At 44.8% G+C, this 26,702-nt stretch carries 31 protein-coding genes and 2 riboswitches; all 31 genes read left to right on the plus strand.

The window, feature by feature from the left end:
- The first annotated feature begins 120 nt into the window (after positions 1-120).
- The 31 genes from ATG71_RS15075 (at position 121) to ATG71_RS15225 (ending at position 26,664) form a co-directional block, all read left to right on the plus strand.
- The gene (locus ATG71_RS15075; RefSeq protein WP_098440285.1) at positions 121-318 is read left to right on the plus strand and encodes a hypothetical protein; all 198 of its coding nucleotides are present in this window, start codon (positions 121-123) and stop codon (positions 316-318) included.
- Positions 319-442: 124 nt separating this feature from the next.
- Positions 443-1,579, plus strand: coding sequence for a sensor histidine kinase (locus tag ATG71_RS15080; protein ID WP_098441855.1), 1,137 nt, complete (start codon positions 443-445; stop codon positions 1,577-1,579).
- Entirely contained in the window at positions 1,576-2,175 is a 600-nt protein-coding gene (locus tag ATG71_RS15085) for a response regulator transcription factor (protein ID WP_098440286.1), read from the plus strand. Before ATG71_RS15080 ends, ATG71_RS15085 begins: the two co-directional genes overlap by 4 nt.
- 256 nt (positions 2,176-2,431) lie before the next feature.
- Positions 2,432-2,539, plus strand: a riboswitch (TPP riboswitch).
- 118 nt (positions 2,540-2,657) lie between these two features.
- Positions 2,658-3,365 carry a thiaminase II gene (gene tenA / locus ATG71_RS15090; protein WP_098440287.1) on the plus strand — a complete coding sequence of 236 codons (708 nt, stop codon included), beginning with the start codon at positions 2,658-2,660 and terminating at the stop codon, positions 3,363-3,365.
- Positions 3,358-3,936, plus strand: a complete 579-nt coding sequence (locus ATG71_RS15095; protein WP_098440288.1) for an ECF transporter S component — start codon at positions 3,358-3,360, stop codon at positions 3,934-3,936. Before tenA ends, ATG71_RS15095 begins: the two co-directional genes overlap by 8 nt.
- A 12-nt stretch (positions 3,937-3,948) precedes the next feature.
- Positions 3,949-5,376 (plus strand): ABC transporter ATP-binding protein, encoded by a 1,428-nt coding sequence (locus tag ATG71_RS15100; RefSeq protein WP_483295309.1) that lies wholly within the window; start codon positions 3,949-3,951, stop codon positions 5,374-5,376.
- On the plus strand, positions 5,373-6,176 hold the full coding sequence (locus ATG71_RS15105) for an energy-coupling factor transporter transmembrane component T family protein (RefSeq protein ID WP_098440290.1): 804 nt from the start codon (positions 5,373-5,375) through the stop codon (positions 6,174-6,176). Before ATG71_RS15100 ends, ATG71_RS15105 begins: the two co-directional genes overlap by 4 nt.
- Positions 6,166-6,807: a thiamine phosphate synthase gene (locus ATG71_RS15110; protein WP_179886553.1), complete on the plus strand. Its 642-nt coding sequence runs from the start codon at positions 6,166-6,168 to the stop codon at positions 6,805-6,807. The genes ATG71_RS15105 and ATG71_RS15110 overlap by 11 nt, the downstream gene beginning before the upstream one ends.
- Positions 6,794-7,888: a glycine oxidase ThiO gene (gene thiO / locus ATG71_RS15115; RefSeq protein WP_098441856.1), complete on the plus strand. Its 1,095-nt coding sequence runs from the start codon at positions 6,794-6,796 to the stop codon at positions 7,886-7,888. The genes ATG71_RS15110 and thiO overlap by 14 nt, the downstream gene beginning before the upstream one ends.
- A 4-nt stretch (positions 7,889-7,892) precedes the next feature.
- Positions 7,893-8,096: a sulfur carrier protein ThiS gene (gene thiS / locus ATG71_RS15120; protein ID WP_098440292.1), complete on the plus strand. Its 204-nt coding sequence runs from the start codon at positions 7,893-7,895 to the stop codon at positions 8,094-8,096.
- 1 nt (position 8,097) lies between these two features.
- Positions 8,098-8,862 (plus strand): thiazole synthase, encoded by a 765-nt coding sequence (locus ATG71_RS15125; protein WP_098440293.1) that lies wholly within the window; start codon positions 8,098-8,100, stop codon positions 8,860-8,862.
- Positions 8,859-9,881: a thiazole biosynthesis adenylyltransferase ThiF gene (locus ATG71_RS15130; RefSeq protein ID WP_098440294.1), complete on the plus strand. Its 1,023-nt coding sequence runs from the start codon at positions 8,859-8,861 to the stop codon at positions 9,879-9,881. The genes ATG71_RS15125 and ATG71_RS15130 overlap by 4 nt, the downstream gene beginning before the upstream one ends.
- A gap of 17 nt (positions 9,882-9,898) precedes the next feature.
- Complete coding sequence (gene thiD, locus ATG71_RS15135; RefSeq protein ID WP_098440295.1) at positions 9,899-10,696, plus strand: bifunctional hydroxymethylpyrimidine kinase/phosphomethylpyrimidine kinase; 798 nt, start codon at positions 9,899-9,901, stop codon at positions 10,694-10,696.
- A 2-nt stretch (positions 10,697-10,698) separates the two neighbouring features.
- On the plus strand, positions 10,699-11,343 hold the full coding sequence (thiE, locus tag ATG71_RS15140) for a thiamine phosphate synthase (RefSeq protein ID WP_098440296.1): 645 nt from the start codon (positions 10,699-10,701) through the stop codon (positions 11,341-11,343).
- Between the two features lie 104 nt (positions 11,344-11,447).
- Entirely contained in the window at positions 11,448-12,833 is a 1,386-nt protein-coding gene (locus ATG71_RS15145; RefSeq protein WP_098440297.1) for an L-cystine transporter, read from the plus strand.
- 177 nt (positions 12,834-13,010) lie between these two features.
- Entirely contained in the window at positions 13,011-13,784 is a 774-nt protein-coding gene (locus tag ATG71_RS15150; RefSeq protein ID WP_098440298.1) for an SDR family oxidoreductase, read from the plus strand.
- Between the two features lie 37 nt (positions 13,785-13,821).
- Complete coding sequence (locus ATG71_RS15155; protein WP_098441857.1) at positions 13,822-15,051, plus strand: acyl-CoA dehydrogenase family protein; 1,230 nt, start codon at positions 13,822-13,824, stop codon at positions 15,049-15,051.
- 19 nt (positions 15,052-15,070) lie between these two features.
- Complete coding sequence (locus tag ATG71_RS15160; RefSeq protein ID WP_098440299.1) at positions 15,071-15,820, plus strand: SDR family NAD(P)-dependent oxidoreductase; 750 nt, start codon at positions 15,071-15,073, stop codon at positions 15,818-15,820.
- A 46-nt stretch (positions 15,821-15,866) separates the two neighbouring features.
- Positions 15,867-17,462, plus strand: a complete 1,596-nt coding sequence (locus tag ATG71_RS15165; protein ID WP_286163024.1) for a long-chain-fatty-acid--CoA ligase — start codon at positions 15,867-15,869, stop codon at positions 17,460-17,462.
- Positions 17,463-17,496: 34 nt separating this feature from the next.
- Positions 17,497-18,063 (plus strand): TetR/AcrR family transcriptional regulator, encoded by a 567-nt coding sequence (locus ATG71_RS15170; RefSeq protein ID WP_098440301.1) that lies wholly within the window; start codon positions 17,497-17,499, stop codon positions 18,061-18,063.
- Between the two features lie 77 nt (positions 18,064-18,140).
- Entirely contained in the window at positions 18,141-18,557 is a 417-nt protein-coding gene (locus ATG71_RS15175; protein WP_098440302.1) for an acyl-CoA thioesterase, read from the plus strand.
- A gap of 16 nt (positions 18,558-18,573) precedes the next feature.
- On the plus strand, positions 18,574-19,656 hold the full coding sequence (locus ATG71_RS15180; RefSeq protein WP_098440303.1) for a phosphotransferase family protein: 1,083 nt from the start codon (positions 18,574-18,576) through the stop codon (positions 19,654-19,656).
- A 13-nt stretch (positions 19,657-19,669) separates the two neighbouring features.
- Positions 19,670-20,443, plus strand: coding sequence for an enoyl-CoA hydratase/isomerase family protein (locus tag ATG71_RS15185; protein WP_179886554.1), 774 nt, complete (start codon positions 19,670-19,672; stop codon positions 20,441-20,443).
- An 11-nt stretch (positions 20,444-20,454) separates the two neighbouring features.
- Positions 20,455-21,429: a quinone oxidoreductase family protein gene (locus tag ATG71_RS15190; protein WP_098440304.1), complete on the plus strand. Its 975-nt coding sequence runs from the start codon at positions 20,455-20,457 to the stop codon at positions 21,427-21,429.
- A gap of 25 nt (positions 21,430-21,454) precedes the next feature.
- Positions 21,455-22,630 (plus strand): acyl-CoA dehydrogenase family protein, encoded by a 1,176-nt coding sequence (locus tag ATG71_RS15195; protein WP_098440305.1) that lies wholly within the window; start codon positions 21,455-21,457, stop codon positions 22,628-22,630.
- 22 nt (positions 22,631-22,652) lie between these two features.
- Positions 22,653-23,411: a 3-oxoacyl-ACP reductase FabG gene (gene fabG, locus ATG71_RS15200; protein WP_098440306.1), complete on the plus strand. Its 759-nt coding sequence runs from the start codon at positions 22,653-22,655 to the stop codon at positions 23,409-23,411.
- Between the two features lie 24 nt (positions 23,412-23,435).
- A complete protein-coding gene (locus ATG71_RS15205; RefSeq protein ID WP_098440307.1) occupies positions 23,436-23,885 on the plus strand; it encodes a MaoC family dehydratase N-terminal domain-containing protein in 450 nt (149 codons plus the stop codon).
- Positions 23,882-24,286 (plus strand): MaoC/PaaZ C-terminal domain-containing protein, encoded by a 405-nt coding sequence (locus tag ATG71_RS15210; RefSeq protein WP_098440308.1) that lies wholly within the window; start codon positions 23,882-23,884, stop codon positions 24,284-24,286. Before ATG71_RS15205 ends, ATG71_RS15210 begins: the two co-directional genes overlap by 4 nt.
- 165 nt (positions 24,287-24,451) lie before the next feature.
- Positions 24,452-24,557: riboswitch (SAM riboswitch) on the plus strand.
- 77 nt (positions 24,558-24,634) lie between these two features.
- The gene (locus ATG71_RS23790; protein ID WP_286163025.1) at positions 24,635-24,790 is read left to right on the plus strand and encodes a YezD family protein; all 156 of its coding nucleotides are present in this window, start codon (positions 24,635-24,637) and stop codon (positions 24,788-24,790) included.
- A gap of 95 nt (positions 24,791-24,885) precedes the next feature.
- Positions 24,886-25,584, plus strand: coding sequence for a phosphoadenylyl-sulfate reductase (locus ATG71_RS15220; protein ID WP_098440309.1), 699 nt, complete (start codon positions 24,886-24,888; stop codon positions 25,582-25,584).
- Positions 25,585-25,641: 57 nt separating this feature from the next.
- Positions 25,642-26,664: a sulfate permease gene (locus tag ATG71_RS15225; RefSeq protein ID WP_098441859.1), complete on the plus strand. Its 1,023-nt coding sequence runs from the start codon at positions 25,642-25,644 to the stop codon at positions 26,662-26,664.
- The last annotated feature ends 38 nt before the right edge of the window (positions 26,665-26,702 follow it).

The following is a 26,702-nucleotide window of genomic DNA, read 5'->3' on the forward strand; positions in this document are numbered from 1 at the left end:
TTCGTTATTCCAACATTAATATGACATTTGAACTGTATTTATGTGCAATAGCATCTGATATACTTATGATAACAAAGTGCTAGCATTCGATATCATATTGATAGAATAGGAGGGCGAACCTTGTCAGATCAAGCAAGAATGCAACTTAATGTAAGGGTAGATAAAGAAACGTACGAGAAATTGGATGAAATTGTAGAATACTATCAGCAGAACACAAAAATTGGTAGGGTCTATAAAGGTGACGTATTAACAGACATCATTCACAAATCCTATGAGATCATGGAGAAGCAAAAAAGGATTCAAAACCGAAAATACTAGTATTTATACACTCCTGAAGATCAATAAATTCTCATAGGCAACATGTGAAAATCAGGGGCATGTATGTCATAATATAGGAGAGATATTCAAAACATTGAAAACAAAAGAGGTATTCAGCGTGCAAATGCCGAAAAAATTAATCAACATTCAAAGAGGTTCAGGTATTTCCCCATACATATGGAGTATTATCAGCATTCTGCCATTTTACTTTATCTTTCAATCTTCTTCTACGATTGAAATTGCGATGGGGATTTTCTTGACCGTTACATTTTTTATTTCTTTACGATTTGCTTTTATCTCGAAGGATTGGCCGGTTTATTTATGGACATCGATATTGATTGCGATCTCCATCACCATGACCATCCAGTTTAATTTTATTTATTTTGCCTTTTACATTGCTTACTATAACGGTAATATAAAAAACCGGGTTGCATTCTTGACCCTATACATCGTTCATCTTGTCCTGACGACGGCATCGATCAATTATAACTTTGTGCTGCAGGATGAATTATTCCTTTCCCAGTTTCCTTTCATTCTGATTATCTGGATCAGCGTCATCCTGCTTCCGTTCAATATTTATAATCGGAATAAACAGGTTCAGCTGGAAGACCAATTGGAGGATGCAAATCAGCGGATATCGGACCTTGTCAAACAGGAAGAGCGTCAGAGAATTGCCAGGGACCTGCACGATACACTTGGTCAAAAGCTTTCATTGATCGGACTGAAAAGTGACCTTGCGAGAAAATTGGTGTACAAAGATCCGGAGCAGGCCAGAAGTGAATTACAGGACGTCCAGCAAACCGCTAGAACCGCATTAAGTGAGGTCCGGACGATGGTCTCCCAGATGCGGGGGATTCGATTGAAAGATGAAATCGTCAGGATCAAGCAGCTCCTGAAGGCGGCTGAGATCGAATTTCTCATGACTGATGACATCACCCTTCCTCAAACCTCACTCTTTTTGGAAAACATCTTGAGCATGTGCTTGAAAGAGGCCGTGACCAATGTGGTGAAACACAGCAAGGCTTCCTCCTGTGAATTGATCATTGAAGAATCGGATAAGGAGATGACCATTGTGGTGAAGGATGATGGTGTGGGGATCGGGAGCGATTACACACAGTCCAAAGGCAGTGGTCTCATCGGGATGAGGGAGCGGTTGGAATTTGTCAACGGAAGCCTTGACATTGTATCGGTGGATGGTACCACCTTGATCATGAGGGTTCCGAAAGTAATCAAGCAGACAGACAGGGAGGGAATGGAATGATTCGAATTGTGATTGCGGAAGATCAGCGTATGCTGTTGGGCGCATTGGGGTCCCTATTGAGCCTTGAGGATGATATGGAAGTGGTAGGAAAAGCAGGCAATGGAGAAGAAGCCATTGCCCTCGTACATGAACTGAAGCCGGATATTTGTATCATGGATATTGAAATGCCAGAGAAGACGGGACTTGAAGCAGCAGAGGAATTAAAAGGGGACGAGTGTAAGGTGATCATCCTTACAACCTTCGCCAGATCAGGCTACTTTCAGCGGGCACTAAAGGGTGGAGTGAAAGGGTATTTGTTGAAGGACAGTCCCAGTGAGGAACTGGCGAACTCTATCCGGCTTGTGATGGATGGTAAACGTATCTATGCACCGGAGCTGATGGATGATGTTTACAGCGAAGAAAATCCCCTCACAGACCGTGAAAAAGAAGTACTCGAGCTCGTTGCCGACGGGAAGAACACAAAGGAAATCGCCGATGAACTTAAGCTTAAAACGGGTACTGTCAGAAACTACATCTCCACCATACTTGATAAGCTTGAAGTGAAAAATCGAATCGAAGCCATCACACAATCCAAAGAAAAAGGATGGTTTAAATAAACCGAGGGACGGACCTTCTTATAGGTCCGTCCCTCATTATGTTTATAATAATTCATTGTATTGAATGTTTATTTTTGATTGCTTTAACGAAATCTTTCTTAAAAAATTTTTTCTGTAGAATGAATCATGCTGGACCTTTGGCTGTCATTGAGTCCGACAGCCAATTTGGAAGCGTGATTGAATCGTGATTTATTTTTTTTATGTTGACAACTATTCCAATCATGATACGATAACATCGAAAACAAAATTTCATAAGACGATCCACTAGGGGTGCCTTCTAAAAGGCTGAGATTAAAGTGCGACTTTAAGACCCTTTGAACCTGATCTGGTTGAGACCAGCGTAGGGAAGTGGTGTTTGACGGTCGCAAAGAATACTAGTCTATCATTCTGATCTCAAGCCACTTTCTGTATGCTGTATGCATAATGGAAAGTGGCTTTTTTTGTTGCCCATTTCGGGTCGTCTGGAAAAGGAGAAATATGTTATGACATTTTCAACGTATTTACGTAACGAAGTGAAGGAAATTTGGGACGCGAGCTTTCATCACCCTTTCGTTAAAGGGATCGGGGATGGAACGCTCCCCATCGAGAAGTTCAAGTACTACCTCTTGCAAGATGCCTATTATCTTTCACATTTTTCGAAGGTGCAGGCACTTGGTGCTGCAAAAGCATTGGACTTACATACCACATCACGAATGGCATCGCACGCAGTAGGGACCAATGAAGCAGAGCTTTCCCTTCATGAAAATTTCTCAAAACGATTAGGAATCACGGATGAAGAAAGAAAGAATTTCAAACCGGCTCCTACAGCGTACGCTTATACGTCCCATATGTATCGTTCCGCGCGGTATGGAGGTTTAGCTGATATCCTGGCGGCAATCCTCCCCTGCTACTGGCTTTATTATGAGATCGGGGAACGCTTGAAACCATGTACTCCGGAAGAACCGGTTTATCAGGAATGGATTGAGGCCTATGGTGGGGAATGGTTCAAAGGGTTAGTGGAAGAACAAATCAATCGCCTTGATGAATTGGCAGAAACCATGACCCCATGTGATAAAGAGAGAATGAAAGAAAATTTCATTCTGAGCAGCATCTATGAATGGCAGTTTTGGGAGATGGCATACACCCTTGAAAAATGGCCTTTTCAGCATACACTGGATGCCGGGAAAGAAATGAGTGAACATCATGTCTAAATTAAAACTGACCGACATTTTAGTGACGGTGGTCATTTCCATCATGTTCGGCGTCATTTATAAGCTTTGGGGGCCACTTTATAACGTGTTGAAGCCGATTGGGTTGCATGCAGATCAATTCATCTATGGAATGTGGTTCATGGCGGCCACCGTTGCTTTCTTGATCATCCGTAAACCCGGTGTCGCTCTTTTAGCCGAAATCGCCGCTTCTTCAGGGGAATTTCTCATGGGTTCTGAATGGGGACTCGAGGTGCTTTTATTCGGAGTCATTCAAGGGTTAATGGCAGAATTGGTTTTCTTCCTAACGAAATATAGACGCTATGATCTTTCGATTATGAGTTTTGCAGCCGTCGGGTCTGCATGTGGTTCCATCTTCATGGATTACATGAAAGGGTATATGGGGGATTTGGTCCTTTGGAATCTGTCATTGTTTATCTTTGCAAGATTACTGGGCTCGATTGTCATCGCAGGGGCAGGATCATTTTATTTGGTCAGGGCCCTCGAGAAAACCGGAGTCACAAGTCTGGTCAGACGTGCTAGTCAGGATGATTACGATGTATTGAACCAGTAAGGGGTGATGCTTATGCAAGTCGAAAACCTTCGACTTACATTTCCCGGATCAGGGAAACGGATGTTTAATGATGTCAGTCTGTCAATCAATGAAGGGGAAAGAGTATTGCTATTGGGTCCATCAGGATGTGGGAAGTCTACACTATTACATGTTTTAGCAGGTGTGATCCCCCGGTCCGTGGATGTTCCAATGAGAGCTGCAAAATTGGAGGTATCTGATTCTTATGGTTATGTATTCCAAAATCCTGATACGCAATTTTGTATGCCATTTGTGGATGAAGAATTAGCCTTCGTACTGGAGAATTTAAGGACTCCCAGTGAAGAGATGAAAGGTGAAATACGAAGGCTGCTGTCGGAGGTTGGAATGGAACTTGAGGATCCCCATACGAAAATCTCAACATTATCAGGAGGCATGAAGCAGAAATTGGCCATTGCTTCTGCGCTTGCCTCAAGACCCGACACTATGTTCCTGGACGAACCGACTTCCTTCTTGGATGAGGAAAGTACCAAGTCTGTCTGGAAAACAATCGAAGAGAGCTGTTTAGATAAAACACTGGTGATCGTAGAGCATAAACTTGATCACGTTCTGGACATGATCGATCGAATCATTCTTTTCGATGCAGATGGAGCCATTATAGCGGATGGAGCAAAAGAATGGGTCCTGAATCACTACAAAGATACATTGAAGACATTAGGTGTCTGGTATCCTGGCGCATGGGAGGAATATCTGTCATCCCGACAAATGAGGGAGAGTCCATCATTCGGACCTGTGATTTCAAGAATGAAGGAATTTAAAGGCTATATTCAAAAGAAAGAGAAGATTCACCTGTCGTATTCCGAGATACGTAAAGGGGAATGGATTGCCATTACAGGCAGGAATGGTGCAGGAAAGTCAACGTTACTGCACAGTCTGATGAAATTCATTTATACAAGCGGGACGTACGAATTAAACGGAAGACAGTTGAAAGGGAAAAAGATTCCCCAAGAGTGTGCGTTCGTTTTTCAAAATCCCGAATTACAGTTTGTCACTCATTCCGTTTTTGACGAAGTTGCCTATAGTTACCGGTTAAAGAATTTAAATGAAGAGAGTGTGGAGAGAATTGTTTATGAGCTACTCGAGCGATTCAAGCTTCGTTCATTTAAGGATCATCACCCTTATTCTTTATCTCTGGGTCAAAAACGCAGATTGAGTGTTGCAGCATCCCTCTTTCCGGGTAAGGAGATTCTGTTATTAGATGAGCCAACCTTCGGACAGGACGCTCATAACACTTTCGAACTGATCGAAGTGCTTCTGGAGTTACAGCGTGAAGGAGCAACCATATTGATGGTGACTCACGATAATAGAATCATCCAACACTATGCCACCAGGATATGGACCATTGAAAATGGAAGACTGGTTCAGGATGTGGATGTAGAAGCTGCGAGGAGTGAAGCATTATGAATATGGAAATCGTTCATAAACACACCTGGCTCCATCACATTAACCCGAGTATGAAACTGATCGTGATGATCACACTTTTTCTATTTTTACTATTTATTCATTACCTGAACTGGATTTTGTATTTGACCTTGTTCACTTTTTTCTTATTGTGGTCATTCTCTGGATATTCAAGGAGGTTAGTGCTGCTGATGGCCCTCCCATTTTTTCTTGTCTTTCTCTCTACGGCATCCTCGATGATCATGTTTGGGAAAGGAGAGACGACGTGGATTACTTGGGGGATGATCCAAGTGACAGAGGAAAGTTTTTATAGGGGGGTTCACATTGGATTGAGGGCATTCCTATTCGCTGTTTTAGGCCTCTTATTTGCTCTGACGACGAGACCTGTCCTCCTGTTTTATTCACTTATGCAGCAATTGGGCCTGAAGCCGAAGTATGCTTATAGTTTTATGGCTGGGATAAGGCTGATCCCCATCATGCTGGAAGAATTCACTACCATTCGGAATGCACTGAAAGTCAGAGGCACCCGTGAACGAAAGGGCTTTAAGAAACTTTTCCATACCATACAGTCTTATTCCATCCCCTTACTGGCACAGAGTATCAGGAGGGCTCACAGAATTGCAGTTGCCATGGAAACAAAAGGATTTGAGGGTGATGGGGAGAGAACCTATTTCTACAAAGTCGGATTTTCGAAATTTGATGGCTATTTTATCGGGAGCATCATACTCATGGTTTCCATAAGTTACGTTCTTTCTATTTATCTACCATTATTTCCAACAGGAGATGTTCGCTATGGAAATTGAAAACAGAAGACGACTACATGTGATTTCCACTGGTCGGCAATCAAGGGGAGAATTGGTCGAAATTTCAAAAACCATTCACCCCTATATCGATATGCTTCATATTCGTGAAAAAAACTGGACAGGAGCAGAGTTGATTGAAACCGTTGATGAATTATCAGCTGCTGGAATTCCATTAAGGAAGCTATCCATCAATGATCTTGCAGACATCGCTTGTATGAAACACGTGAGAGGAGTCCAGCTGGGACATCATAGTGCACCTGTTGGTCTTGTGAAGGAACATTTTCCATCTTTGAAAATCGGGTCATCAGTGCACAGCATGCAAGAAGCACGATTGGCATGTGACGAAGGAGCAGATTTCCTTCTATATGGGAATGTTTATGAAACAACATCGAAACCCGGGAAACAAGGCACAGGGATTGCTAATTTGGAAGACATCGTTTTGAACATTCCCCTTCCCGTTATCGCCATCGGGGGTATTACACCGGGGAGAGTTGCAGATATTGTGAGAACCGGTGCAAAGGGTGTAGCAGTATTGTCAGGTATCTTCCTTTCTGAAGACCCTCTTGAAGCAGCAAGGGCTTATTATAAGGCAATCCATAAGGAGGTGAAACAGCTTGGTGAAACTATATGATGCGTTGATAGTAGGGGGAGGTGTGATCGGCGGCTCCATTTTGTATCAGCTTTCCAAACGAGGAAAAAAAGTGTTGCTGATTGAGAAGAATCAATTGGCATCCAGGGCCTCAAAAGCTGCAGCGGGAATGCTCGGGGTCCATACGGAGCTAAACGGGGGAAGCCCCCTCTATCACCTGGCTCAGAACAGCCGGAATATGTACCCTGGTCTTGCACAGGAACTAAAAGAATTAACCGGTATGGATATAGAGTATGTAGAAAATGGAATGATCAAACTGGCAAGGACAGAGGAAGAGGCACAGACTTTAGTAAGTTCTGCTTTGGAAATGGATCTGGATGAAGGGGGTGAATGGCTATCTTCTCCTAAACTTTCAACCTTCGAACCTTCCCTTTCTAAGCAGCTGATAGGCGGATTGTTCATTCCACGTGATGGGAACGTGTCGGCCCCAAAGCTGACAGAAGCGTTAGGCCTTGCGTCAGTCAGATTAGGGGCTGATATCAAGGAGTATACGGATGTCCATGACTTTATTGTGGAAGGAAGCAGGATAGCGGGAGTCCAAACGTCGATCGGCCCCTGTTATGCATCTGAAATCATCGTTGCAGGCGGGGCGTGGAGTCAATCACTACTGGAGAGAGTCGACTTGACGCTTGACTCCTTTCCAGTTAAAGGTGAATGCTTTTCGGTGAAATACTCCGGGAAATTGGTGGAAAGAACCATTTTTACTGAGGGATGCTATATTGTACCTAAGATTGGCGGTCGATTTTTAGTAGGAGCAACTGAACACGCTCATACCTTTGACGAATCAATTTCAGTAAGTGGAATGATGAATTTGATGAAAAAAGCTACAGATATTGTTCCTGACCTGATCCATGCCGATTGGGAAAAAGCCTGGTCTGGTATTCGGCCTCAAACACAAGGAGGAGTTCCTGTCATCGGAAGGAGCGAAAGATGGGAAGGGCTCTCCATTGCAACGGGGCACTACCGGAATGGCATTCTCCTTGCTCCCATAACGGGAGTCATGATGGCAGACCTGATGGAAGGCAAAGAGAAGCCATTACTACATTCACATATGGGGAGTTGAGAGAATGGAATTAAGGATAAATGGACAGCCGGTGACCGTGCCAGACACAGTCACGACGATAGACGATCTTATACACCATTATAAATTGAGGAATCGCACAATCATGGTCGAAAAGAATCACATCATATTACGGGCATACGAGCATGAAGAGGCAACAGTTGAAAATGGAGATACCATTGAACTGGTCGAATTTGTAGGAGGCGGTTAATATGTTGAAAATCGGAAATTATTCATTTCATTCGAGATTATTGTTAGGGACAGGGAAATATCCTGATTTTGATAGTCAGAAGAAAGCGGTAGAGGTTTCTGGAGCAGAGATTCTTACTTTCACGGTAAGGAGAATGAATATATTCGAGCCCAGTCAACCAAACTTCTTGGATAAACTCGACTTGGAGAGTTACTCATTATTACCGAACACGGCTGGCGCAAAAACTGCGGATGAAGCGGTGCGGCATGCACAGTTAGCCAGGGCATCAGGACTTTGTGACATGATAAAGGTGGAGGTAATCGGATGTGATAAAACATTATTGCCCGATCCTGTTGAAACACTGAAGGCAACGGAGGAATTGATCAAAGAAGGATTTACGGTCCTCCCATATACTTCAGATGATGTGGTTCTTGCGAGAAAATTGGAAGAGTTGGGTGCTCATGCCATTATGCCAGGTGCATCACCGATCGGATCGGGGCAGGGAATTGTGAATCCCGTAAACCTACGTTTCATTATTGAGCAGGCAAATGTACCGGTGATCGTTGATGCTGGAATCGGTTCTCCTGCTGATGCCGCTTATGCTATGGAACTTGGTGCAGATGCTGTGTTGCTGAACACGGCGGTATCACAGGCAAAAGATCCAGTTAAAATGGCCAATGCCATGAGGCTTGCGATCGAAGGTGGCCGATTTGGATACGAAGCCGGAAGAATCCCCCGAAAGCGCTATGCTTCAGCGAGCAGCCCGATGGAGGGGATGAGTGTTTGAATGAGGAGAGATATTCAAGACAAATCTTATTTTCACCCATTGGAAGTGAAGGTCAGGAAAGAATAAGGGATAAGCATGTACTGGTCATCGGGGCGGGAGCTTTGGGCACGGGGAACGCAGAAGTCCTCGTTCGTGCCGGCATTGGAAAGCTGACGATTGTGGACCGTGATTACGTCGAATGGAGCAATCTGCAACGGCAGCAGCTTTACAATGAGCAAGATGCAAAAAGTCGACTACCCAAAGCGATAGCTGCCAAAAAAAGGCTGGAGGAAATCAATTCTACGGTTGAGATCGAAGCACATATTCTTGATGTAATACCTGAAGAGTTAGTGAACTTGGCCATGGGTGTGAACCTGATCATCGATGCTACAGACAACTTTGAAACGAGGATGATCATAAATGATGTTTCCCAAAAATGTTCCATACCCTGGATCTATGGAGCATGCGTGGGGAGCTATGGTATTTCATTCAGTATTCTTCCCGGCGTCACACCGTGTCTTCACTGTTTAATCGATGAAGTTCCGATAGGGGGCTTAACCTGTGATACAGCAGGAATCATCAGTCCTGCCGTCTCACAGGTGGTCGCCCATCAAACGACAGAGGCACTCAAGATTCTAGTGGAAGACCATGAATCTCTTAGCCATAATGTCGTCTCTTTCGATTTATGGAAAAATGAACATACCTCACTGGATGTAAGAAAGTTGAAAAGAGAAGAGTGTCCTTCATGTGGTGTCCATCGAACGTACCCATGTCTTCGATATGAAAATCAAACCAAAACCGCCGTCCTGTGTGGAAGGGATTCCGTGCAAATCCGGCCAGCATCAAGGCACCCCGTAAATCTCTTGGACATTTCAAGAACACTTGAGAACCAAGGCATGCAGGTGGAAAGGAATCCTTATTTGATTCGGTTCAAGGTCGATTCCCTCAAAATAGTCTTATTTTATGATGGACGGGCGCTTGTTCATGGAACGAAAGAAATCAAGGAAGCCAAAACAATTTATCATCGTTATTTTGGTTGAAAGGGGAGTGAAGATAGATGGTGAATAAAGCATTGACGATTGCAGGGTCGGATAGCGGTGGCGGCGCCGGCATTCAAGCGGATCTCAAAACATTTCAAGAGTGTCATGTCTATGGGATGTCTGCCATTACAGCCGTTACAGCTCAAAATACAAAAGGAGTGCAGGGTGTATATCCACTGTCGACATCAGTAGTCTTGGAGCAATTGATTTCCATCAATGAAGATTTGCCGCCACAAGCCGTAAAAACCGGAATGTTAGTGAATGATGAGATCATTGCTTCTGTTGCGGATTTCGCAAGCTCCTCTAGATGGGAAAAGCTTATAGTGGATCCTGTTATGATCGCGAAAGGGGGAGCTTCTTTATTGGGAGAAAAATCCATTGAAACATTAATCCATCATTTAATTCCGATTGCTTACGTTATCACTCCCAATATTCCTGAAGCAGAAGCATTAACCGGAAGAGAGATACTGGATGTTGATGATTGCAGGAGAGCTGCGGAGGAACTATGTAAGATGGGGGCGAAACATGTTGTCATTAAAGGGGGTCACCAGCCTGATCCTTTATATGCCACTGACACCCTTTATGACGGCAAAAGATTTTATGAGTTTACGAGTCCAAGAGTCTCTACACCCCATACGCACGGAACAGGCTGTACGTTCTCTGCTGTCATCACCGCAGAATTGGCGAAAGGGAAAAGCGTATATGATTCAGTCCAGACTGCCAAGAAATTTATCACAGCTGCCATCTCACATTCACTCGGGATTGGGAGTGGACACGGGCCAACGAATCATTGGGCTTACTATGAAAAGGTGTAAATATGACTCTGAGAGACTGCTTAAAGCTATATTTTGTGATGGGTACCCAAAATTGTGATAGATCTCCTGCACGTGTGTTGGAAGAAGCACTCTCAGGTGGGGTTACCATGTTTCAATTTCGTGAAAAGGGGGTTCGTTGTTTGAAAGGAAAGCCCATGGTAGAGCTGGCTCTTGAACTTCAGCATTTGTGTCAAAAGTACAGTGTTCCCTTTATTATCAATGACGATGTGGACCTAGCTTTGTCACTGAATGCAGATGGTGTACACATAGGACAGGAGGATGAATCAGTCGGAACGGTCCGGAAGAAGTTGGGTGATAAAATACTTGGGATCTCAGCTCATAATGTGAGGGAAGCAAAACTCGCTTTAGATGCAGGTGCGGATTATCTGGGTGTGGGTCCCATGTTTCAAACTACAACTAAGAATGATTGCAGACCCGTCCAAGGACCAAGGGTGATTGAATCAATGAGAGAAGCGGGGATCCGTCTCCCCATCGTCGGAATTGGAGGGATTCATTACGACAATGTCCATAAAGTAATCGAAGCAGGTTCAGACGGTGTGGCTGTCATCTCGGCGATTTCAAAACATCCGGAGCGTACTCATACACTCTTTCAAGGGGTTCAGGATAGTTTGTTAAAATCTTTCTAGAAAATAAACGGACAAAGCAACATATCTTGCCCTCCGCTATCATACGATACAGTAGACCCCGGTCTAACTTGTATCACCATCAACGATAAGAGGGAGGGTTTAGAATGAATGTCTGGTTTGTTTTATTGAACATTTTGGTGTTTCTTGTTCTCATTGGTGTACTAATTCATATGCAAAGAACAAATGTTTCGTTTTCAAAGCGGGTGTTTGCCGCGCTGGGACTGGGAATTGTATTCGGTCTCGGTTTACAGTGGGTGTATGAGGCAGGGAATGAAAATGTAACCCAATCGATTGAATGGTTCAATATTGTCGGAACAGGTTATATTAAACTGCTTCAAATGATTGTCATGCCCCTCGTGTTTGTGTCAATCCTTTCAGCTTTTACAAAATTAAAACGATCTTCTAATCTAGGGAAAATTTCTGTATTGATCATCGGATTGCTTGTCGGTACAACTGCTATTGCGGCTGCAGTCGGAATTGCGACAACCGCAGCATTCGATCTGGAAGCCATCCAAATTGATCAAGGAAATGCCGAAGCGGCAAGGGGTGTTCAATTGGAGGAGAGAGCAGCGGCTTTAGAAGGTCAAAGCTATCCTCAAAAAATCCTGGAGCTCCTGCCTCAGAATCCATTCCTTGATTTGACCGGAGAAAGAGCCACGTCGACCATAGCTGTGGTGATATTTGCAGCCTTCATCGGAATCGCCTATTTAGGGGTTCAGCGTAAGGAACCTGATGCGGCGGAATTCTTCAAAAAAATCGTGGAGTCCATTTATGCAGTCGTGATGAGAATCGTGACCCTGGTATTGAGGCTGACGCCATTCGGTGTGCTTGCCATTATGGCGAAAACAGTCGCACTGAGTGATTTCGATGCCATCATGAAACTGGGTGAATTTGTAGGTGCGTCCTATATTGCCCTTATCATCATGTTCTTGATTCATTTAATCTTGCTGACGCTTACGGGACTGAATCCGGTCACATACGTGAAAAAAGCACTTCCCGTTTTGGCTTTTGCCTTTACGTCCAGGTCCAGTGCAGGTACGTTACCCCTTAACATTCAAACTCAGAAAAATAAATTGGGTGTATCAGAAGGGATCGCCAACTTCTCAGGATCTTTCGGCTTATCCATTGGGCAAAACGGATGTGCCGGTGTGTACCCGGCCATGCTTGCCGTCATGATCGCACCGACGGTTGGCATCAATCCTTTTACCCCTTCATTTATTTTCACGCTCATTGCTGTCGTAGCCATCAGTTCCTTCGGTGTCGCCGGAGTTGGCGGCGGTGCCACCTTTGCAGCCATCCTCGTGCTTTCTGCCATGGATCTGCCGGTCGCGTTAGCGGGGCTATTAATTTCAATCGAACCGTTAATCGACATGGGCCGGACAGCCGTTAATGTGAGTGGTGCAATGACCTCGGGTATCATCACAAGTAAAGTAACAGGAGAATTGGATACCGAGACTTATAATAAAGAAATAGTTGAAGCGGAAGCTTAAATACCGAGCTGGCTCATTTTTTGATGAGCCAGCTTGTTTATTGGAAAAGGGAATTTTACATATTTCCGAGTATTTATGATTGAAAATTCAGACTATATTCATTATTATAGAAGGTACATACCGACCGGTTAGTATCTTTGGTGTGTGAATGACTGTATGAAATAGGGAGGCAGGAATATGCATGTAAAAGACTTGTTTGATTTATCCGGTAAGGTGGCACTGGTGACTGGAGGAGGCAGGGGTCTTGGAAAGCAGATTGCAACCTGTTTTGCTGAAGCAGGAGCAAATGTTGTCGTCTGTTCAAGAAATGTAGAAGCATGTGATGAAGTCAAAAAGGATTTAGAGGGTATGGGTGTTCAAGCTCTTTCCTTTCAGTGTGATGTCACGAATCAGGAAGATGTCGTGAGGGTTGTAGATGAAACCAAAAAAGCGTTCGGCCGCATAGACATCCTGGTGAATAACAGCGGAGCTTCATGGGGGGCACCTGCAGAAGAAATGCCACTTGAGGCATGGCATAAAGTCATGAACGTAAATGTGAATGGGACCTTTATTATGTCACAGGCCGTAGGAAAGCTGATGCTAGAACAGCAGGAGGGTAAAATCATCAACATCGCGTCTGTAGCAGGTCTTCAAGGAACGGACCCAAGGTATATGGATGCCATCGGCTATAGTACAAGTAAAGCAGCGGTCATTAATTTCACCAAGGATCTTGCCGTGAAATGGGGGTCTCGCGGAGTCCATGTTAACGCAATCGCACCAGGCTTCTTTCCGACAAAAATGTCAAAGGGGATCCTCTCCCATGCAGGGGAAGCCATTTTAGAAGGTACGCCGTTAAATCGATTCGGCAGCGAAGATGACTTAAAGGGAGCGGCTCTTTTCCTTGCTTCCCGTGCCTCTGATTTTGTAACGGGGTCGGTCCTGGTGGTGGATGGCGGCTCATCAGCGATGTAACCAGATTATTTTTAATAAGGAAGGATGTATGGATGTCATGGAGTTCTCCTATTCTCCAAAAGTACAAGAATATCAAAATAAACTCTCCCGCTTCATGGAAGAGTTCGTATACCCGAATGAATCCCTTTACGAACAGCAATTAAACAGGCAGGACACCCGATGGAGTTCGGTCCCGCTCATCATGGAAGAATTAAAAACCGAAGCAAGAAAACAAGGATTATGGAACTTATTTCTACCAGACAGTGAGTATGGGGCAGGATTAAGTAATGTCGAATATGCACCGCTTTGCGAAATCATGGGCAGGTCTTTGATCGGTCCGGAAGCATTCAACTGCAACGCTCCGGATACCGGAAATATGGAAGTGTTGGAGCGTTACGGCACCCCTGCCCAAAAGGAGCAGTACCTGATCCCCCTCCTGAATGGTGAGATCCGCTCCTGTTTCTCGATGACGGAGCCGGAAGTCGCTTCATCCGATGCTACAAATATCAAAGCAAGCATCGTTAGGGACGGGGATGAATACGTCATCAATGCCAGGAAATGGTGGTCTTCCGGCGCAGGTGATCCACGGTGCAGCTTCTCTATCTTAATGGGGAAAACAGACTCTGATGCAAGGCGCCATGAACAGCAATCCATGATCATCGTACCTTTGGACGCGGAGGGTGTAAAAATCGAACGGATGCTTCCTGTCTTTGGATACGATCACGCTCCCCATGGACATGGAGAAATCACCTTTACCAATGTCCGGGTGCCCGTAGAGAATATGATCTGGGCAGAAGGAAAAGGTTTTGCCATTGCTCAAGGGCGATTAGGTCCAGGCAGGATCCATCATTGCATGCGTTTGATCGGTGCCGCGGAAAGAGCGCTTGAAGAATTATGTAAGCGTGTTCAAAACAGGGAAGCATTCGGAAAGAGGCTCTCAAGTCAGGGGGTCGTCATGGAATGGATCGCGGATTCACGAATTGAAATCGAGCAGGCTCGCCTTCTGACCATGAAAGCTGCTTATATGATGGACACCGTAGGGAATAAATTGGCCAAACAGGAAATCGCGATGATTAAGGTAGTGGCTCCTTCCATGGCGTTACGTGTGATAGACCGGGCCATTCAGGCATTTGGGGCAGCCGGGGTATCCGGAGATCATTCAATGGCCGCACAATGGGCGAATGCCCGTACATTACGTCTTGCGGACGGGCCTGATGAAGTACATCGTGCCCAACTCGCAAAATTAGAACTGAAAAAATATCAAAAAGCTTCTCCGGTAGAGAGCTAGGAAGAGAGAGTGGTAAATTATGAGGCTATCGGGAAGGGTTTCAATCATAACCGGGGCGGGCGGTGGAATAGGACGTGCGACCGCTCTAAGATTTTCTGAAGAAGGGGCGTCCGTCGTCGTGGCAGATCTGGATGAATCGAGGGGGGAGGAAACGGTAAGGCTCATCAGGGAAAAGAATGGGCATGCAATGTATGTTAGGACGAATGTCAGAGACAGTGAAAGCATGCAAGAGCTCGTACATAAAACGGTCGAGCATTTCGGAAGTCTGGATATCCTCGTTAATAATGCCGGAATCGGGCAGTCAGAAGTAAGGAGTATCGATTTAGAAGAAACAGAATGGGATGATGTCGTTGATACCAACTTAAAGAGCATATTCCTGGGAATGAAGTATAGTGTACCGGAACTCATGAAAAAAGGCGGGGTCATTGTGAACGTTTCAAGCCTTCTTGGATTGAAGGGAAGAAAATACGTATCAGCCTATAATGCGGCAAAAGGCGGAGTGGTGTTGTTGACGCAAAATGCCGCTCTGGAGTACGGAAAAGATGGAATCCGGGTAAACGCTGTAGCCCCGGGTGTCATCGATACAAACATCATTGAAGGGTGGAAACAGGATGAAAGGAAATGGTCGGTGATTTCTCAATCGAATGCCCTCAGGAGGATTGGAAACCCGGATGAAGTGGCATCAGCGATCTTGTTCCTGGCATCGGATGAAGCCTCCTTTATTACCGGATCCACATTATCTGTAGATGGTGGTGGATTGATCTATTAAGACCATGCAGTGGCATCTGAATAATCAAAATGGAAGGAATGATTTTGTGACAACTAAATCCTGGCACGTTCATTATCCTGAATCGTTCGACACTGATATACCAGCAATTGATTTCTCAATACCCCATATGCTTCAACAAACCGTATCAAGTTACCCTGAAAACCCGTGTATAAGCTTCTATCAAAAGCGCATGACGTATCGTGAACTTCAAGGTGCTGTCACATTGTTTTCCTCTTCCCTCCAGCAAATCGGCTTGGTGAAAGGAGACCGGGTGGCCATCATGCTCCCTAACTGTCCACAATATGTCATTTCTTATTATGGGATCCTTACGACTGGCGGGATTGTTACGCAGGTGAATCCAATGTCTGTTGAAAGGGAACTCATTCATTTACTAAATGACTCCGGGGCGGAGACGATCATTGTATTGGACCGCTTTTATCCCATGATTCAATCCATTCAAAAGGAAACAAAAGTGAAAACAATCATTGTCGTCAGCTTCCAAGGGGAGGACCCTGCGACTGATTACAAGTTTGATGAATTTTTGAAGCTTGGGGACGGTGGGGTTACTTCCATTAAAATAGAGCCGGAAGATGTTGCGGTCCTTCAATACACAGGTGGAACAACCGGCGTGTCTAAGGGTGTGATGCTCACACATAGCAATATTCTTTCAAATGTCATGCAAAGTCAGCGCTTTTTTAAAGAAAGCATTCAAACAGGGGAAGAAAGAAGTCTGAGTGTGATTCCTTTCTTTCATGTATTCGGAATGAATTCATGCATGAATCTTTCCATTTATACAGCAAATGAAATGATCCTGCTGCCACGGTTTGAGCTCTCAGAAGTATTATCAACCATTAAGAGGGAGAAACCCACATTATTCCCTGGAGTGCCGACCATGTATGTGGCGATTACAAATCATCCCTCTGCTGAAGAGTATGGGATTCATTCGATCAAGCTTTGTAACAGCGGTAGCGCCCCCATGCCTGTTGAGCTATTAAATCAGTTCGAGAAGAAAACAGGGGCAAAGATATTGGAAGGGTATGGTTTGTCCGAAGCCTCGCCGACGACCCATTGCAACCCTGCCTTCGCAGAAAGAAAGCCTGGAACTGTAGGAATCGGCCTCCCGTCTACGGATTATAAGGTAGTGGATTTAGCGACGGGCATGAAGGAAGTACCTCCTGGAGACATTGGAGAGCTGATCATCAAAGGTCCCCAAGTCATGAAGGGGTACTGGAATTTACCTGAAGAAACCGCCAATGCCCTTCGTGATGGATGGCTATACACAGGAGACATAGCCAGGATGGATGATGAAGGGTATGTATCAATCGTGGATCGAAAGAAGGATATGATCATTGCTTCGGGATATAACGTGTATCCCCGGGAAGTGGAAGAAGTCATTTATGAACATCCCGGCGTGCAGGAAGCGGTCGTGATCGGGGTCCCTGACTCATATCGAGGAGAAACCGTGAAAGCTGTGGTCGTGTTAAAGGCTGGGGAAAAGGTGTCAGAACAAGAATTGATCAGGTTCTGTCAGGAGAATATGTCTTCATTCAAAGTCCCAAGAATCATCGAATTCCGGGATGTACTTCCAAAGACGAGTGTAGGGAAGATTTTAAGAAGGGCCCTCCGGGAAAATGTGATATAATTCAGGTGATATTTGCAGATTGAGGGGACTTCATATGAAAGAAAAAATGACAGAGCAAGCAGTACGGTTATTTGATCAAAAAGGCTTTACCGTCACATCCATTCAGGATATCGTCGAATCGATCGGGGTGACAAAAGGAACATTCTACTACTATTTTTCCAGTAAAGAAGAGTTATTAAAGGAAATTCATATGAGATATATAGATGGTTTATTGTCCAAGCAGGAAAGAATACTGGAAGATGACAGTAAATCTTTCCGTGAGAAACTTTTTGACATCATTCATCTTTCCATCGTGGACATCAAAGAACAGGGAGCCAGTGCCAAAGTGTTTTTCCGGGAGATGAGACACTTAAGCCATGAAAGCGTGGACCAAATCGAACCCAAACGGGATATGTATCGCTATAATATTGAAAAGCTCTTGAAAGAAGGAAGAAATTCCGGAGATTTCAGAAACGACTTTGACGTTTCCGTTGTAGCCTTCGGTATACTCGGCATGATGAACTGGAGCTATCAATGGTATAAGCCTGGCGGGGCGAAGACGGATAAAGAAATAGCAGGTACGTTTGTCGATATGGTCTTGAATGGGATTCAAACCGAATAGAGAGGAAGCGGTTTCAGCATTTCCTCTCTCTCTAACATACTGACTGGTTAGTATTTATAACGAAAGAAGGCGGATAAATGGATTCTATCTCCGTAAGAAGTAGATTCTGCGAAACAGATGCACTGGGGCATATTAATAATACCACTTACTTTGTCTATTTAGAGGAAGCACGAATTAAATTCTTTCAAACAATCGGATTCGATATGGACGTGAAGGACTGGCGGTTTATTCTAGCTTCCACCAAATGTGATTTCGTCTCACAGGGTTATTTCAATCAAGAACTCGTGATCACCTCCTATATTTCCAGGATCGGATCAAAAAGCTTTCAGTTAGAGCATGATATCCTGTGTGCGGAGACTCATCAACTGATCGCAAGAGGAAACGCGGTCATTGTGTATTTTGACTTTCAGGAACAACGGAGTAAAGCAATACCTGATCTGTTAAAAGCCCAGCTAAACACTCATTTTCGTTCTGAGAAAACTGAATATTCTTGAATCTAGGAGGGATAAAATGACGGAACGGATGGAATATGAAACGGTGTCAGTCCGAAAAGGAGAAGAATTAAATGAAAAGAAATTATATGACTTCCTGGTTGAGCATTTTCCTGATCTAGAGCAAGAAGAGTTGAGCATTAAACAGTTTTCTGCAGGTCACTCCAATCTAACCTATTTGCTTTCAATGGGGAAATGGGAAGGGGTTTTAAGGCGTCCCCCCTTAGGGCCCGTCGCACCTAAGGCACATGATATGAAAAGGGAATTCAGGATCCTGTCAGAGATCCACCCTTTATTCGACGTTACACCAAAACCCTATGTATTCTCGGAAGATGAAGGGATAGTCGGAAGCCCATTCTTCTTCATGGAACGAAAAAGGGGGGAAGTATTTGATACTTCATTTCCACCGCATCTGGATGTGACACCTGAGGTATGCAAGAAAATCTCAGATGAAATGGTTTCAAAATTGGTTGAGCTTCATTCCATTGATCATACCAAAACCTCACTATACGAAATCAGTAGACCCGAACACTTTATGGAGAGACAGGTTCACGGGTGGATCAATCGCTATGAACGTGCCAAGACAAGTGAGATCCGTGATGTAGAACATCTGACACAGTGGCTGATCAAAAACGTTCCGGAAAATGCTGAGTCCACGATCATTCATTATGACTTTAAATTAAACAATAGTATGTTCTCTGAAGACCTGACATCCATGGTGGGATTATTCGATTGGGAGATGGCGACCGTCGGAGACCCACTTGCAGATCTGGGTGTCGCCATGGGGTATTGGATCCAGCAAGATGATCCTGAATTGTTGAAATACGGCCTCGGGAAGCCTCCAGTGACCATCATGGACGGTTTTTACAGCAGAAGAGAGTTTATCGAAGAATATGCTAACAAAAGCGGCAGGGACGTGAACCACATTCATTTCTATTTGTCTTTTGCCTATTTTAAGCTGGCGGTTATTGTGCAGCAAATTTATTACCGATTTAAGATGGGTCAGACCAATGATACCCGCTTTTCCGGGTTCGATCGGTTTGTCGAGTCTTTAATTACCCTGGGTAATCAGGCAGCATTTGATTTCAGGGAAAAATTATAAAGGGATGAATAGGATGCAATCACTATTAGTTGAAAAGAATGACCGTGTGTTGAATGTAACCTTGAATCGACCAGACAGCTTGAATTCTTTTGATGAGTTCATGCTTACGGGATTGATTGAAGCGCTGGAAGAGGCTGGACGGGATCAAGAGATCAGGGCGATCGTGATTCGGGGAGCGGGAAGGTCATTCTCCGCCGGTGGCGACGTGAAGACGATGGGAAGTGCGACATCTGCCCAAGTCTATGAACATATCGGAATACTGAATTCATGTATCAAAGCCATCAATACAATAGAAAAGCCGGTCATTGCCGCCGTCCATGGTTTCGCCGCAGGTGCCGGATTTAATTTAGCACTGGCCTGTGATTTAATACTTGCATCTGAGAGTAGTCAATTTGCACTGAGCTTTTCTAAAGTAGGTCTCATTTCTGATGGAGGGGGTTCTTATTTTCTCCCACGGTTGATCGGTCCTCATCTTGCAAAAGAGTTCTTTTTTACGGGAGAACCTGTGTCTGCCCGGAGGATGTATGAATTAGGAGTGATTAATAGACTGGTACCGGCTGATAGTCTAGAGGAAAAAACTAATGAGCTGGCTTCTGCATTAGCTGCGGGTCCAAGCAAGGCCTACGGAATGATGAAGAAAATGATTGATCGTTCATTCACAACTACCCTGGATGAAATACTGGAACAGGAAAGAATCACTCAAACGTTGATGATTTCAACGGAGGATCATGCAGAAGGAGTTTCTGCGTTTAAAGAAAAAAGATCCCCATCTTTTTCGGGGAATTAGGAGGAGTATAGATGAAAGCGATCCAATTTAAGGAGTTCGGTGGTCCCGATGTGTTGGAGAATGTGGACATTGATATGCCTACACCCCATGGGAGGGAGGTATTGATCAAAGTGCATGCCTCTGCTGTCAATTATGCGGATACGGCGCGGAGAGAAGGTCAATATGTGGTAAAGACCACCCTTCCATACATTCCCGGTGCGGAAGTATCCGGCCTCGTATCCGAAGTGGGAGAAGACGTAACGAAGGTCAATGTAGGAGATCGGGTCGTAGCGATGATGGATTCAGGAGGGTATGCAGAATATGCCGTGACAGATGAACGATCTATCCTCCCCCTTCCATATTGCTTGGACTTCAAGGAAGCGGCCTCCATTCCTGTACAGGGATTGAGTGCGTATCATATGTTGAAAACGCTTGGGAGGCTCGAGCAGGGTGAGACGGTCCTCATTCATGCTGCTGCAGGTGGTGTAGGACTCCTTGCCGTTCAGCTTGCAAAGCGATTCGGTGCCGGTAAAGTAATCGCCACTGCAAGCACTGAAGAAAAGCTTCGTCTAGCAGAAGATATGGGGGCAGATGTACTAGTCAACTATACAGAGGATGAATGGGAGAAAAAAGTATTGGATGCTACAAGTGGAAAAGGTGTGGATCTTGCACTTGAGATGGCAGGTGGTGACGTCTTCTATAAAACGTTAAAATGCCTCGCCTACTTCGGAAGACTCATCATCTACGGTGTAGCAAGCGGGGAGCAAAGCAGATTCTATCCCTCTTCATTAATGGCAAAGAATCAGTCGGTCACCGGCTTTTTTCTACCTCCTCTGATGAGGGACTCCGAGTTGACCCAAAAAACCCTGCACGAGATATTCCATTATGTGGCGAACGGAGATATTAAGGTCACAGTGGGGCATGTGTTTCCATTGGAAGAAGCGGCAAAAGTTCATTCCCTCATGCAGGGAAGACAAACAGTGGGAAAAGTGATCCTGCAGCCATAATTTTATACTAAAAGGGGGAAGAAAAATGAACTTACGCTTATCAGATGAACAAAGGATGATTCAGAAGACCATTCGACGATTTGTAGAGAAAGAATTGATTCCTTTAGAAAATGCAGTGCTGCGAAATGAACGGGAAGGAAAGCCCAGTCTTTCTACGGAAAAAAAGAATGAGCTGCAAATGAAGGCCAAGGATGCCGGATTCTGGGGCATCAATACTCCGGAGGAATACGGAGGAGCGGATCTCGGTCAAATGATGATGGCCATCGTCTATATGGAAATCTCCAAGACCTTTGTTCCATTCTCCTTTGGCGGTTATGCCGATAACATACTTTATTACGCCAACGAGGAACAGAAGAAAAATTATTTGATACCGACTATTAATGGTGAAAAGAAATCGTGTTTTGCCATGACGGAACCCGGAGCGGGATCTGATACCCGTAATATCCGAACCACAGCCGTGAAAGACGGAAACGAATGGATAATAAATGGAGAGAAAACGTTCATTACGGGTGGAAATGAAGCAGATTTCGTCATGGTCATGGCCGTGACGGATAAAGAAAAACATCGTCGGACAGGTCGGGAAGGAGTCACTTGTTTCATCGTCGATCGCAGCATGGGCTGGAAATCCGAATATATCCATACGATGGGTGAATGGGGACCGGCAAGTCTTATTTTTGAAGATGTAAGTGTTCCTGAAGAAAACATCCTTGGTGAAATCGATGGCGGCTACGATCTAGGTTTGGAGTGGATCGGCTTTGCCCGCTGGATCGTAGGAGCCCAGGCGGTTGGAGCAGCAGAACGCCTTCTTCAAATGGCCATCGACTATTCGAAGGAGAGGGAAACCTTTGGAAAGCCTATCGCGGACCGGCAGGCGATTCAATGGCAGATTGCCGATTCAGCCGTGGAGATTGAAGCGGCCCGCTGGCTCGTGTTAAATGCGGCATTCACACTCGATCAGGGGGAAGACAATCGCCATGTTGCGTCGATGGCCAAGCTATATGGGTCCAATATGGGCAATCGGGTCGTTGATCGCGTCCTCCAGATCCATGGTGGGATGGGTTATACAAGAGAGCTGCCGATCGAACGATGGTACCGGGAGGCAAGGTTATGGCGCATTTATGATGGAACCGATGAAATCCAAAAACTGATCATTTCAAGGAATTTATTAAAAGGTCATGTGAAACTTGGGCAATTTGTATAATCAGATAAAGGAGGCAGACGAAATGGGAGAACGATTCAGAGGAAAAGTGGCATTGGTCACGGGTGGAAGCAGAGGGATCGGCAGGGCGATTGCGGGATTACTGGCTGAAGAAGGCGCAAAGGTTGCCATCATCGATGTGAATGAAGAGGCATTGAATGAAGCAAGGGAGGTATTGAAGCAGTATGAATTGTATACAAAAGTGGCCAATGTCGTAGAATCCCAGGAAGTTGAAAATGCGATAAAGGATGTATATGAATCCTTTGGCTCCCTCGATATTGTAGTGAATAATGCAGGGGTCATCAGGGATAATCTGTTATTTAAGATGACCGAGCCTGATTGGCAGACCGTCATGGATGTGCACTTGAAGGGCTCATTCAATGTAGTGAAGACAGCCCAACAGTACATGGTTAAACAAAAGTACGGACGCATCATCAATATCTCATCCACCTCAGCACTGGGGAATCGCGGGCAGGCGAACTACGCAACGGCTAAAGCCGGTCTTCAAGGCTTGACAAAAACCCTTTCCATAGAACTTGGTCCATTCGGAATCACGACGAATGCTGTAGCTCCGGGCTTTATCGAAACCGACATGACGAAAGAAACCGCGAAACGAATCGGAATTACATTCGAGCAATTAGTCGAAGCGAGTCTCCAGGGGATTCCTGTTGGAAGAAGCGGGCTTCCTGAAGATATTGCAAATGCAGTCGCATTTTTTGCAGACGAAAAATCTTCATTCGTCAATGGGCAGGTTCTCTACGTTGCTGGAGGGCCGAAAGCCTGAATAAAGGAGAAAGGGGTGAAGATTATGTTTGAATCCTATATCGGAAAGAAGTCTACTCCCACGCGAAATGCAGTGGAAAGAGGAGCGGTTCGGAAATTTGCCGAAGCCATTGGTGACCCCCATCCCCTTTATGTGGATGAAGATACCGGGAACTCTTCCTCTTACGGGGGGAACATTGCCCCTCCCACCTTTCCGAGAGTGTTCGACTATGGTTCGCTCGAAGGCTTTCATTTACCGAATGTTGGGCTGATTCACGGTGAACAATCCTTTCATTATGAAAGACCTTTGAAGGTAGGGGAAACGATTCAATGTTACACGGAAATAAGAGACTATTATGAACGGGAAGGTACCGGGGGAAAACTGGGTTTCCTTGTCGTTGACGACGTCGGTGAAGATTCTCACGGGGAAAGAATCTTCACTTCCCAGGCGATTGTCATCATTACAGAAGAAGTCAGAAAGAGGTTGAGTAAATGACAACACTACAATCATTCGGAATAGGAGATACACTTCCCCAGGTAGAACTTGCTCCGATCACGAGGATGGACCTGATCAAATACGCAGGAGCTTCCGGAGACTATAATCCGATACACACCATCGATGAAGAAGCCTTGAAACTGGGTCTTCCAGGAATCATCGCTCATGGAATGTGGACGATGGGCAATGTGTCCAAACTTTTCAGCCTTCACTATGAGGAAGGCTTTATCCAGGATTACTCGGTACGTTTTAAAGGAATGGTCATGTTACATGATGTGGTTACATTACGGGCAGAATTAACGGACAAACAGGATAACCTCCTTCATTTTAGGATCTTAGCCACAAATCAAGCCGGGAAGAAAGTAATTGAGGGTAACGTCGTTTTTAAAGTCCTTGAATAGTTACTCAATGCTTTATGAAAAATTGTCGTAGATCCACCCCTAATCGAATAAACATGTATGGAATGATGTTAAAATAAAATAAGACAAAAGACATAAATCCGATCGAAAAACTCGGGTTGACTTCTTCTGTAATTGTGATATTATTTAGAATATTAAAATGAATAACTCTTATCCAGAGAGGTGGAGGGATCTGGCCCTATGAAGCCCAGCAACCTACGTATTGTAAGGTGCTAATTCCAGCAAAATGTGAAGTCATTTTGGAAGATAAGGTAACCTTACCTGAACAACTTTCCAAAATGGGAAGTTGTTTTTTTCTGATCTGGATAAGATGAAAATTGGGGGTATCATGTGAAAAAAGAGAAGAACCAGCAAGTACAGTTTGACTTGGTAGCAGAGAAAATCCAGTCCATGCTTGAAACCATGAGCTTTGGTTCGATCACGATTATCGTACAGGATGGGAAAGTCATTCAATTAGAGAAAAATGAGAAAGTCCGAATTAAATAAGCTGACTAGACAAACTAGAGGCGCATAACAGAGATCAAGGGACTCCCTTTATCTTGTTATCGCCTCTCTTTTATTGGAGTAGAAAGGGGTGTATCATGCTAACCTATCGGACTTGGAAACAACCAGCTGTAAATTTTGAAGTCGATCCAGTCTACAAAGGAGCCTTGAATGTCTTGGAATGGACATATGAGCAGTATGGTGAAACGGTCGTTTATGCCTGCAGTTTTGGAATTGAAGGGATTGTCCTCATCGATCTCATTTCCAAAGTACAACCTCAGGCGGCCATCGTTTTCCTGGATACGGGTGTCCATTTTAAAGAAACCTATGAAACCATCGAAAAGGTGAAGGAAGCCTATCCGGGTCTGACCATTCATATGAAAATGCCGGAACTGACAATGAAGGAGCAGGCAGAAGCTTATGGGGATAGGCTTTGGGAGAAAAATCCAAACCAATGCTGTCAAATTCGAAAGCTTGATCCTTTAAAGGAATCCTTATCCAAAGGGAATGCCTGGATATCTGGATTAAGAAGGGAGCAATCGCCTACAAGGAGTCACATTGAGTTCATCAATAAAGATGATAAATTTCAGTCCGTTAAGATTTGCCCATTGATTCACTGGACCTGGAAAGAAATATGGCGATATGTCCACAAGCATAATCTTACGTATAATCCCCTTCACGACCAGGGCTATCCGAGTATAGGCTGTTTTCACTGCACGACACCAGCCGTAGACATCAATGATCTCCGCTCCGGAAGATGGAAAGGAAAAGGGAAAACAGAATGCGGCCTTCATTAAAACTGGTGACGACCTTTGCTTGAACTAGCGGCCCTTTTTATTAGCCTGTTTTTCGCCATGAACATCGGTGCCAGTGGAGCGGCAGCATCTATGGGGGTTGCCTATGGAGCGGGAGCGATCAACAACATCAGGACAGCATTATGGATTTGTGCAGCAGGTGTCCTCTGTGGGGCGGTTCTCGGTGGTGGAGAGGTAGTGAAAACGATCAGTTCCGGAATCATACCCCAACATCTATTGTCGATCAAAATCGTCATCATCATTTTATTATCTGCGACGATTTCATTATTTTTGGCGAATGTAATCGGGATCCCCCTATCAACGAGTGAAGTAACGGTGGGAGCGGTAGTAGGAGTCGGGGTGGCCTATCAGGTTCTTTACGTAAAGTCATTGGTCACCATCATGTCATTCTGGGTCATTGTCCCGGTGATCGCCTTCTGTGTTACATGGATTTTCGGCTTGGGATTAGTACGATTAGAGAAGCGGGGATCCCACTTTGAGAAAAGGTGGCTGGCATATGTGTTGATCATCGCCGGGTTCTTTGAAGCTTTCTCGGCGGGGATGAATAACGTAGCAAACGCTGTCGGCCCATTGGTCGGTGCAGGCTTGCTCACACCTTCACGGGGGATTTGGCTGGGTGGTTTATTTGTAGCGCTGGGTGCCCTGTTGCTTGGGAAAAGAGTCGTTGAAACAAACGGGAAGAAAATCACCCAGTATTCGAAAGCAGAAGGAATCCTCATCTCCTCCACTGGAGCCCTGCTTGTGATGGTAAGCTCCCTGTATGGGTTGCCGATCCCACTCACACAAGTTACGTCTTCTTCCATCATCGGACTCGGGGTGTCAAAAAACGGAAGACATATGCTGCAAAAGAAAATCGTAAAAAAAATCGTGAAAATCTGGGTGGTTTCACCCCTTATTTCACTCAGTATTTCGTACTTTTTGGTCAAACTCCTGATCGATAGCGATCTGTATTCAATTGTCGTCCCTACAAGCGTCATCATTGCAACGGTGGGAGCCTTGTCCCTTATGAGGGTCATAAATGAAGAAAGAAGGTCTGTCCATGAGGATGGAGGAGGAATATAGACTTAATTCCGATTAAAACAATATGTTAAGGAGGATAT

Source organism: Bacillus sp. es.034, from assembly GCF_002563655.1.
In the GTDB taxonomy this organism is placed as follows: domain Bacteria; phylum Bacillota; class Bacilli; order Bacillales; family Bacillaceae_B; genus Rossellomorea.

Excerpts from the sequence above, each read along its gene's own strand:
- ATG71_RS15080 (WP_098441855.1), top strand. The coding sequence starts at position 443 with ATGCCGAAAAAATTAATCAACATTCAAAGAGGTTCAGGTATTTCCCCA.
- ATG71_RS15085 (WP_098440286.1), top strand. The coding sequence starts at position 1,576 with ATGATTCGAATTGTGATTGCGGAAGATCAGCGTATGCTGTTGGGCGCA.
- tenA (WP_098440287.1), top strand. The coding sequence starts at position 2,658 with ATGACATTTTCAACGTATTTACGTAACGAAGTGAAGGAAATTTGGGAC.
- ATG71_RS15095 (WP_098440288.1), top strand. The coding sequence starts at position 3,358 with ATGTCTAAATTAAAACTGACCGACATTTTAGTGACGGTGGTCATTTCC.
- ATG71_RS15100 (WP_483295309.1), top strand. The coding sequence starts at position 3,949 with ATGCAAGTCGAAAACCTTCGACTTACATTTCCCGGATCAGGGAAACGG.
- ATG71_RS15105 (WP_098440290.1), top strand. The coding sequence starts at position 5,373 with ATGAATATGGAAATCGTTCATAAACACACCTGGCTCCATCACATTAAC.
- ATG71_RS15110 (WP_179886553.1), top strand. The coding sequence starts at position 6,166 with ATGGAAATTGAAAACAGAAGACGACTACATGTGATTTCCACTGGTCGG.
- thiS (WP_098440292.1), top strand. The coding sequence starts at position 7,893 with ATGGAATTAAGGATAAATGGACAGCCGGTGACCGTGCCAGACACAGTC.
- ATG71_RS15125 (WP_098440293.1), top strand. The coding sequence starts at position 8,098 with ATGTTGAAAATCGGAAATTATTCATTTCATTCGAGATTATTGTTAGGG.
- thiD (WP_098440295.1), top strand. The coding sequence starts at position 9,899 with ATGGTGAATAAAGCATTGACGATTGCAGGGTCGGATAGCGGTGGCGGC.
- thiE (WP_098440296.1), top strand. The coding sequence starts at position 10,699 with ATGACTCTGAGAGACTGCTTAAAGCTATATTTTGTGATGGGTACCCAA.
- ATG71_RS15145 (WP_098440297.1), top strand. The coding sequence starts at position 11,448 with ATGAATGTCTGGTTTGTTTTATTGAACATTTTGGTGTTTCTTGTTCTC.
- ATG71_RS15150 (WP_098440298.1), top strand. The coding sequence starts at position 13,011 with ATGCATGTAAAAGACTTGTTTGATTTATCCGGTAAGGTGGCACTGGTG.
- ATG71_RS15155 (WP_098441857.1), top strand. The coding sequence starts at position 13,822 with ATGGAGTTCTCCTATTCTCCAAAAGTACAAGAATATCAAAATAAACTC.
- ATG71_RS15160 (WP_098440299.1), top strand. The coding sequence starts at position 15,071 with ATGAGGCTATCGGGAAGGGTTTCAATCATAACCGGGGCGGGCGGTGGA.
- ATG71_RS15170 (WP_098440301.1), top strand. The coding sequence starts at position 17,497 with ATGAAAGAAAAAATGACAGAGCAAGCAGTACGGTTATTTGATCAAAAA.
- ATG71_RS15175 (WP_098440302.1), top strand. The coding sequence starts at position 18,141 with ATGGATTCTATCTCCGTAAGAAGTAGATTCTGCGAAACAGATGCACTG.
- ATG71_RS15180 (WP_098440303.1), top strand. The coding sequence starts at position 18,574 with ATGACGGAACGGATGGAATATGAAACGGTGTCAGTCCGAAAAGGAGAA.
- ATG71_RS15185 (WP_179886554.1), top strand. The coding sequence starts at position 19,670 with ATGCAATCACTATTAGTTGAAAAGAATGACCGTGTGTTGAATGTAACC.
- ATG71_RS15190 (WP_098440304.1), top strand. The coding sequence starts at position 20,455 with ATGAAAGCGATCCAATTTAAGGAGTTCGGTGGTCCCGATGTGTTGGAG.
- ATG71_RS15195 (WP_098440305.1), top strand. The coding sequence starts at position 21,455 with ATGAACTTACGCTTATCAGATGAACAAAGGATGATTCAGAAGACCATT.
- fabG (WP_098440306.1), top strand. The coding sequence starts at position 22,653 with ATGGGAGAACGATTCAGAGGAAAAGTGGCATTGGTCACGGGTGGAAGC.
- ATG71_RS15205 (WP_098440307.1), top strand. The coding sequence starts at position 23,436 with ATGTTTGAATCCTATATCGGAAAGAAGTCTACTCCCACGCGAAATGCA.
- ATG71_RS15210 (WP_098440308.1), top strand. The coding sequence starts at position 23,882 with ATGACAACACTACAATCATTCGGAATAGGAGATACACTTCCCCAGGTA.
- ATG71_RS15220 (WP_098440309.1), top strand. The coding sequence starts at position 24,886 with ATGCTAACCTATCGGACTTGGAAACAACCAGCTGTAAATTTTGAAGTC.
- ATG71_RS15225 (WP_098441859.1), top strand. The coding sequence starts at position 25,642 with ATGAACATCGGTGCCAGTGGAGCGGCAGCATCTATGGGGGTTGCCTAT.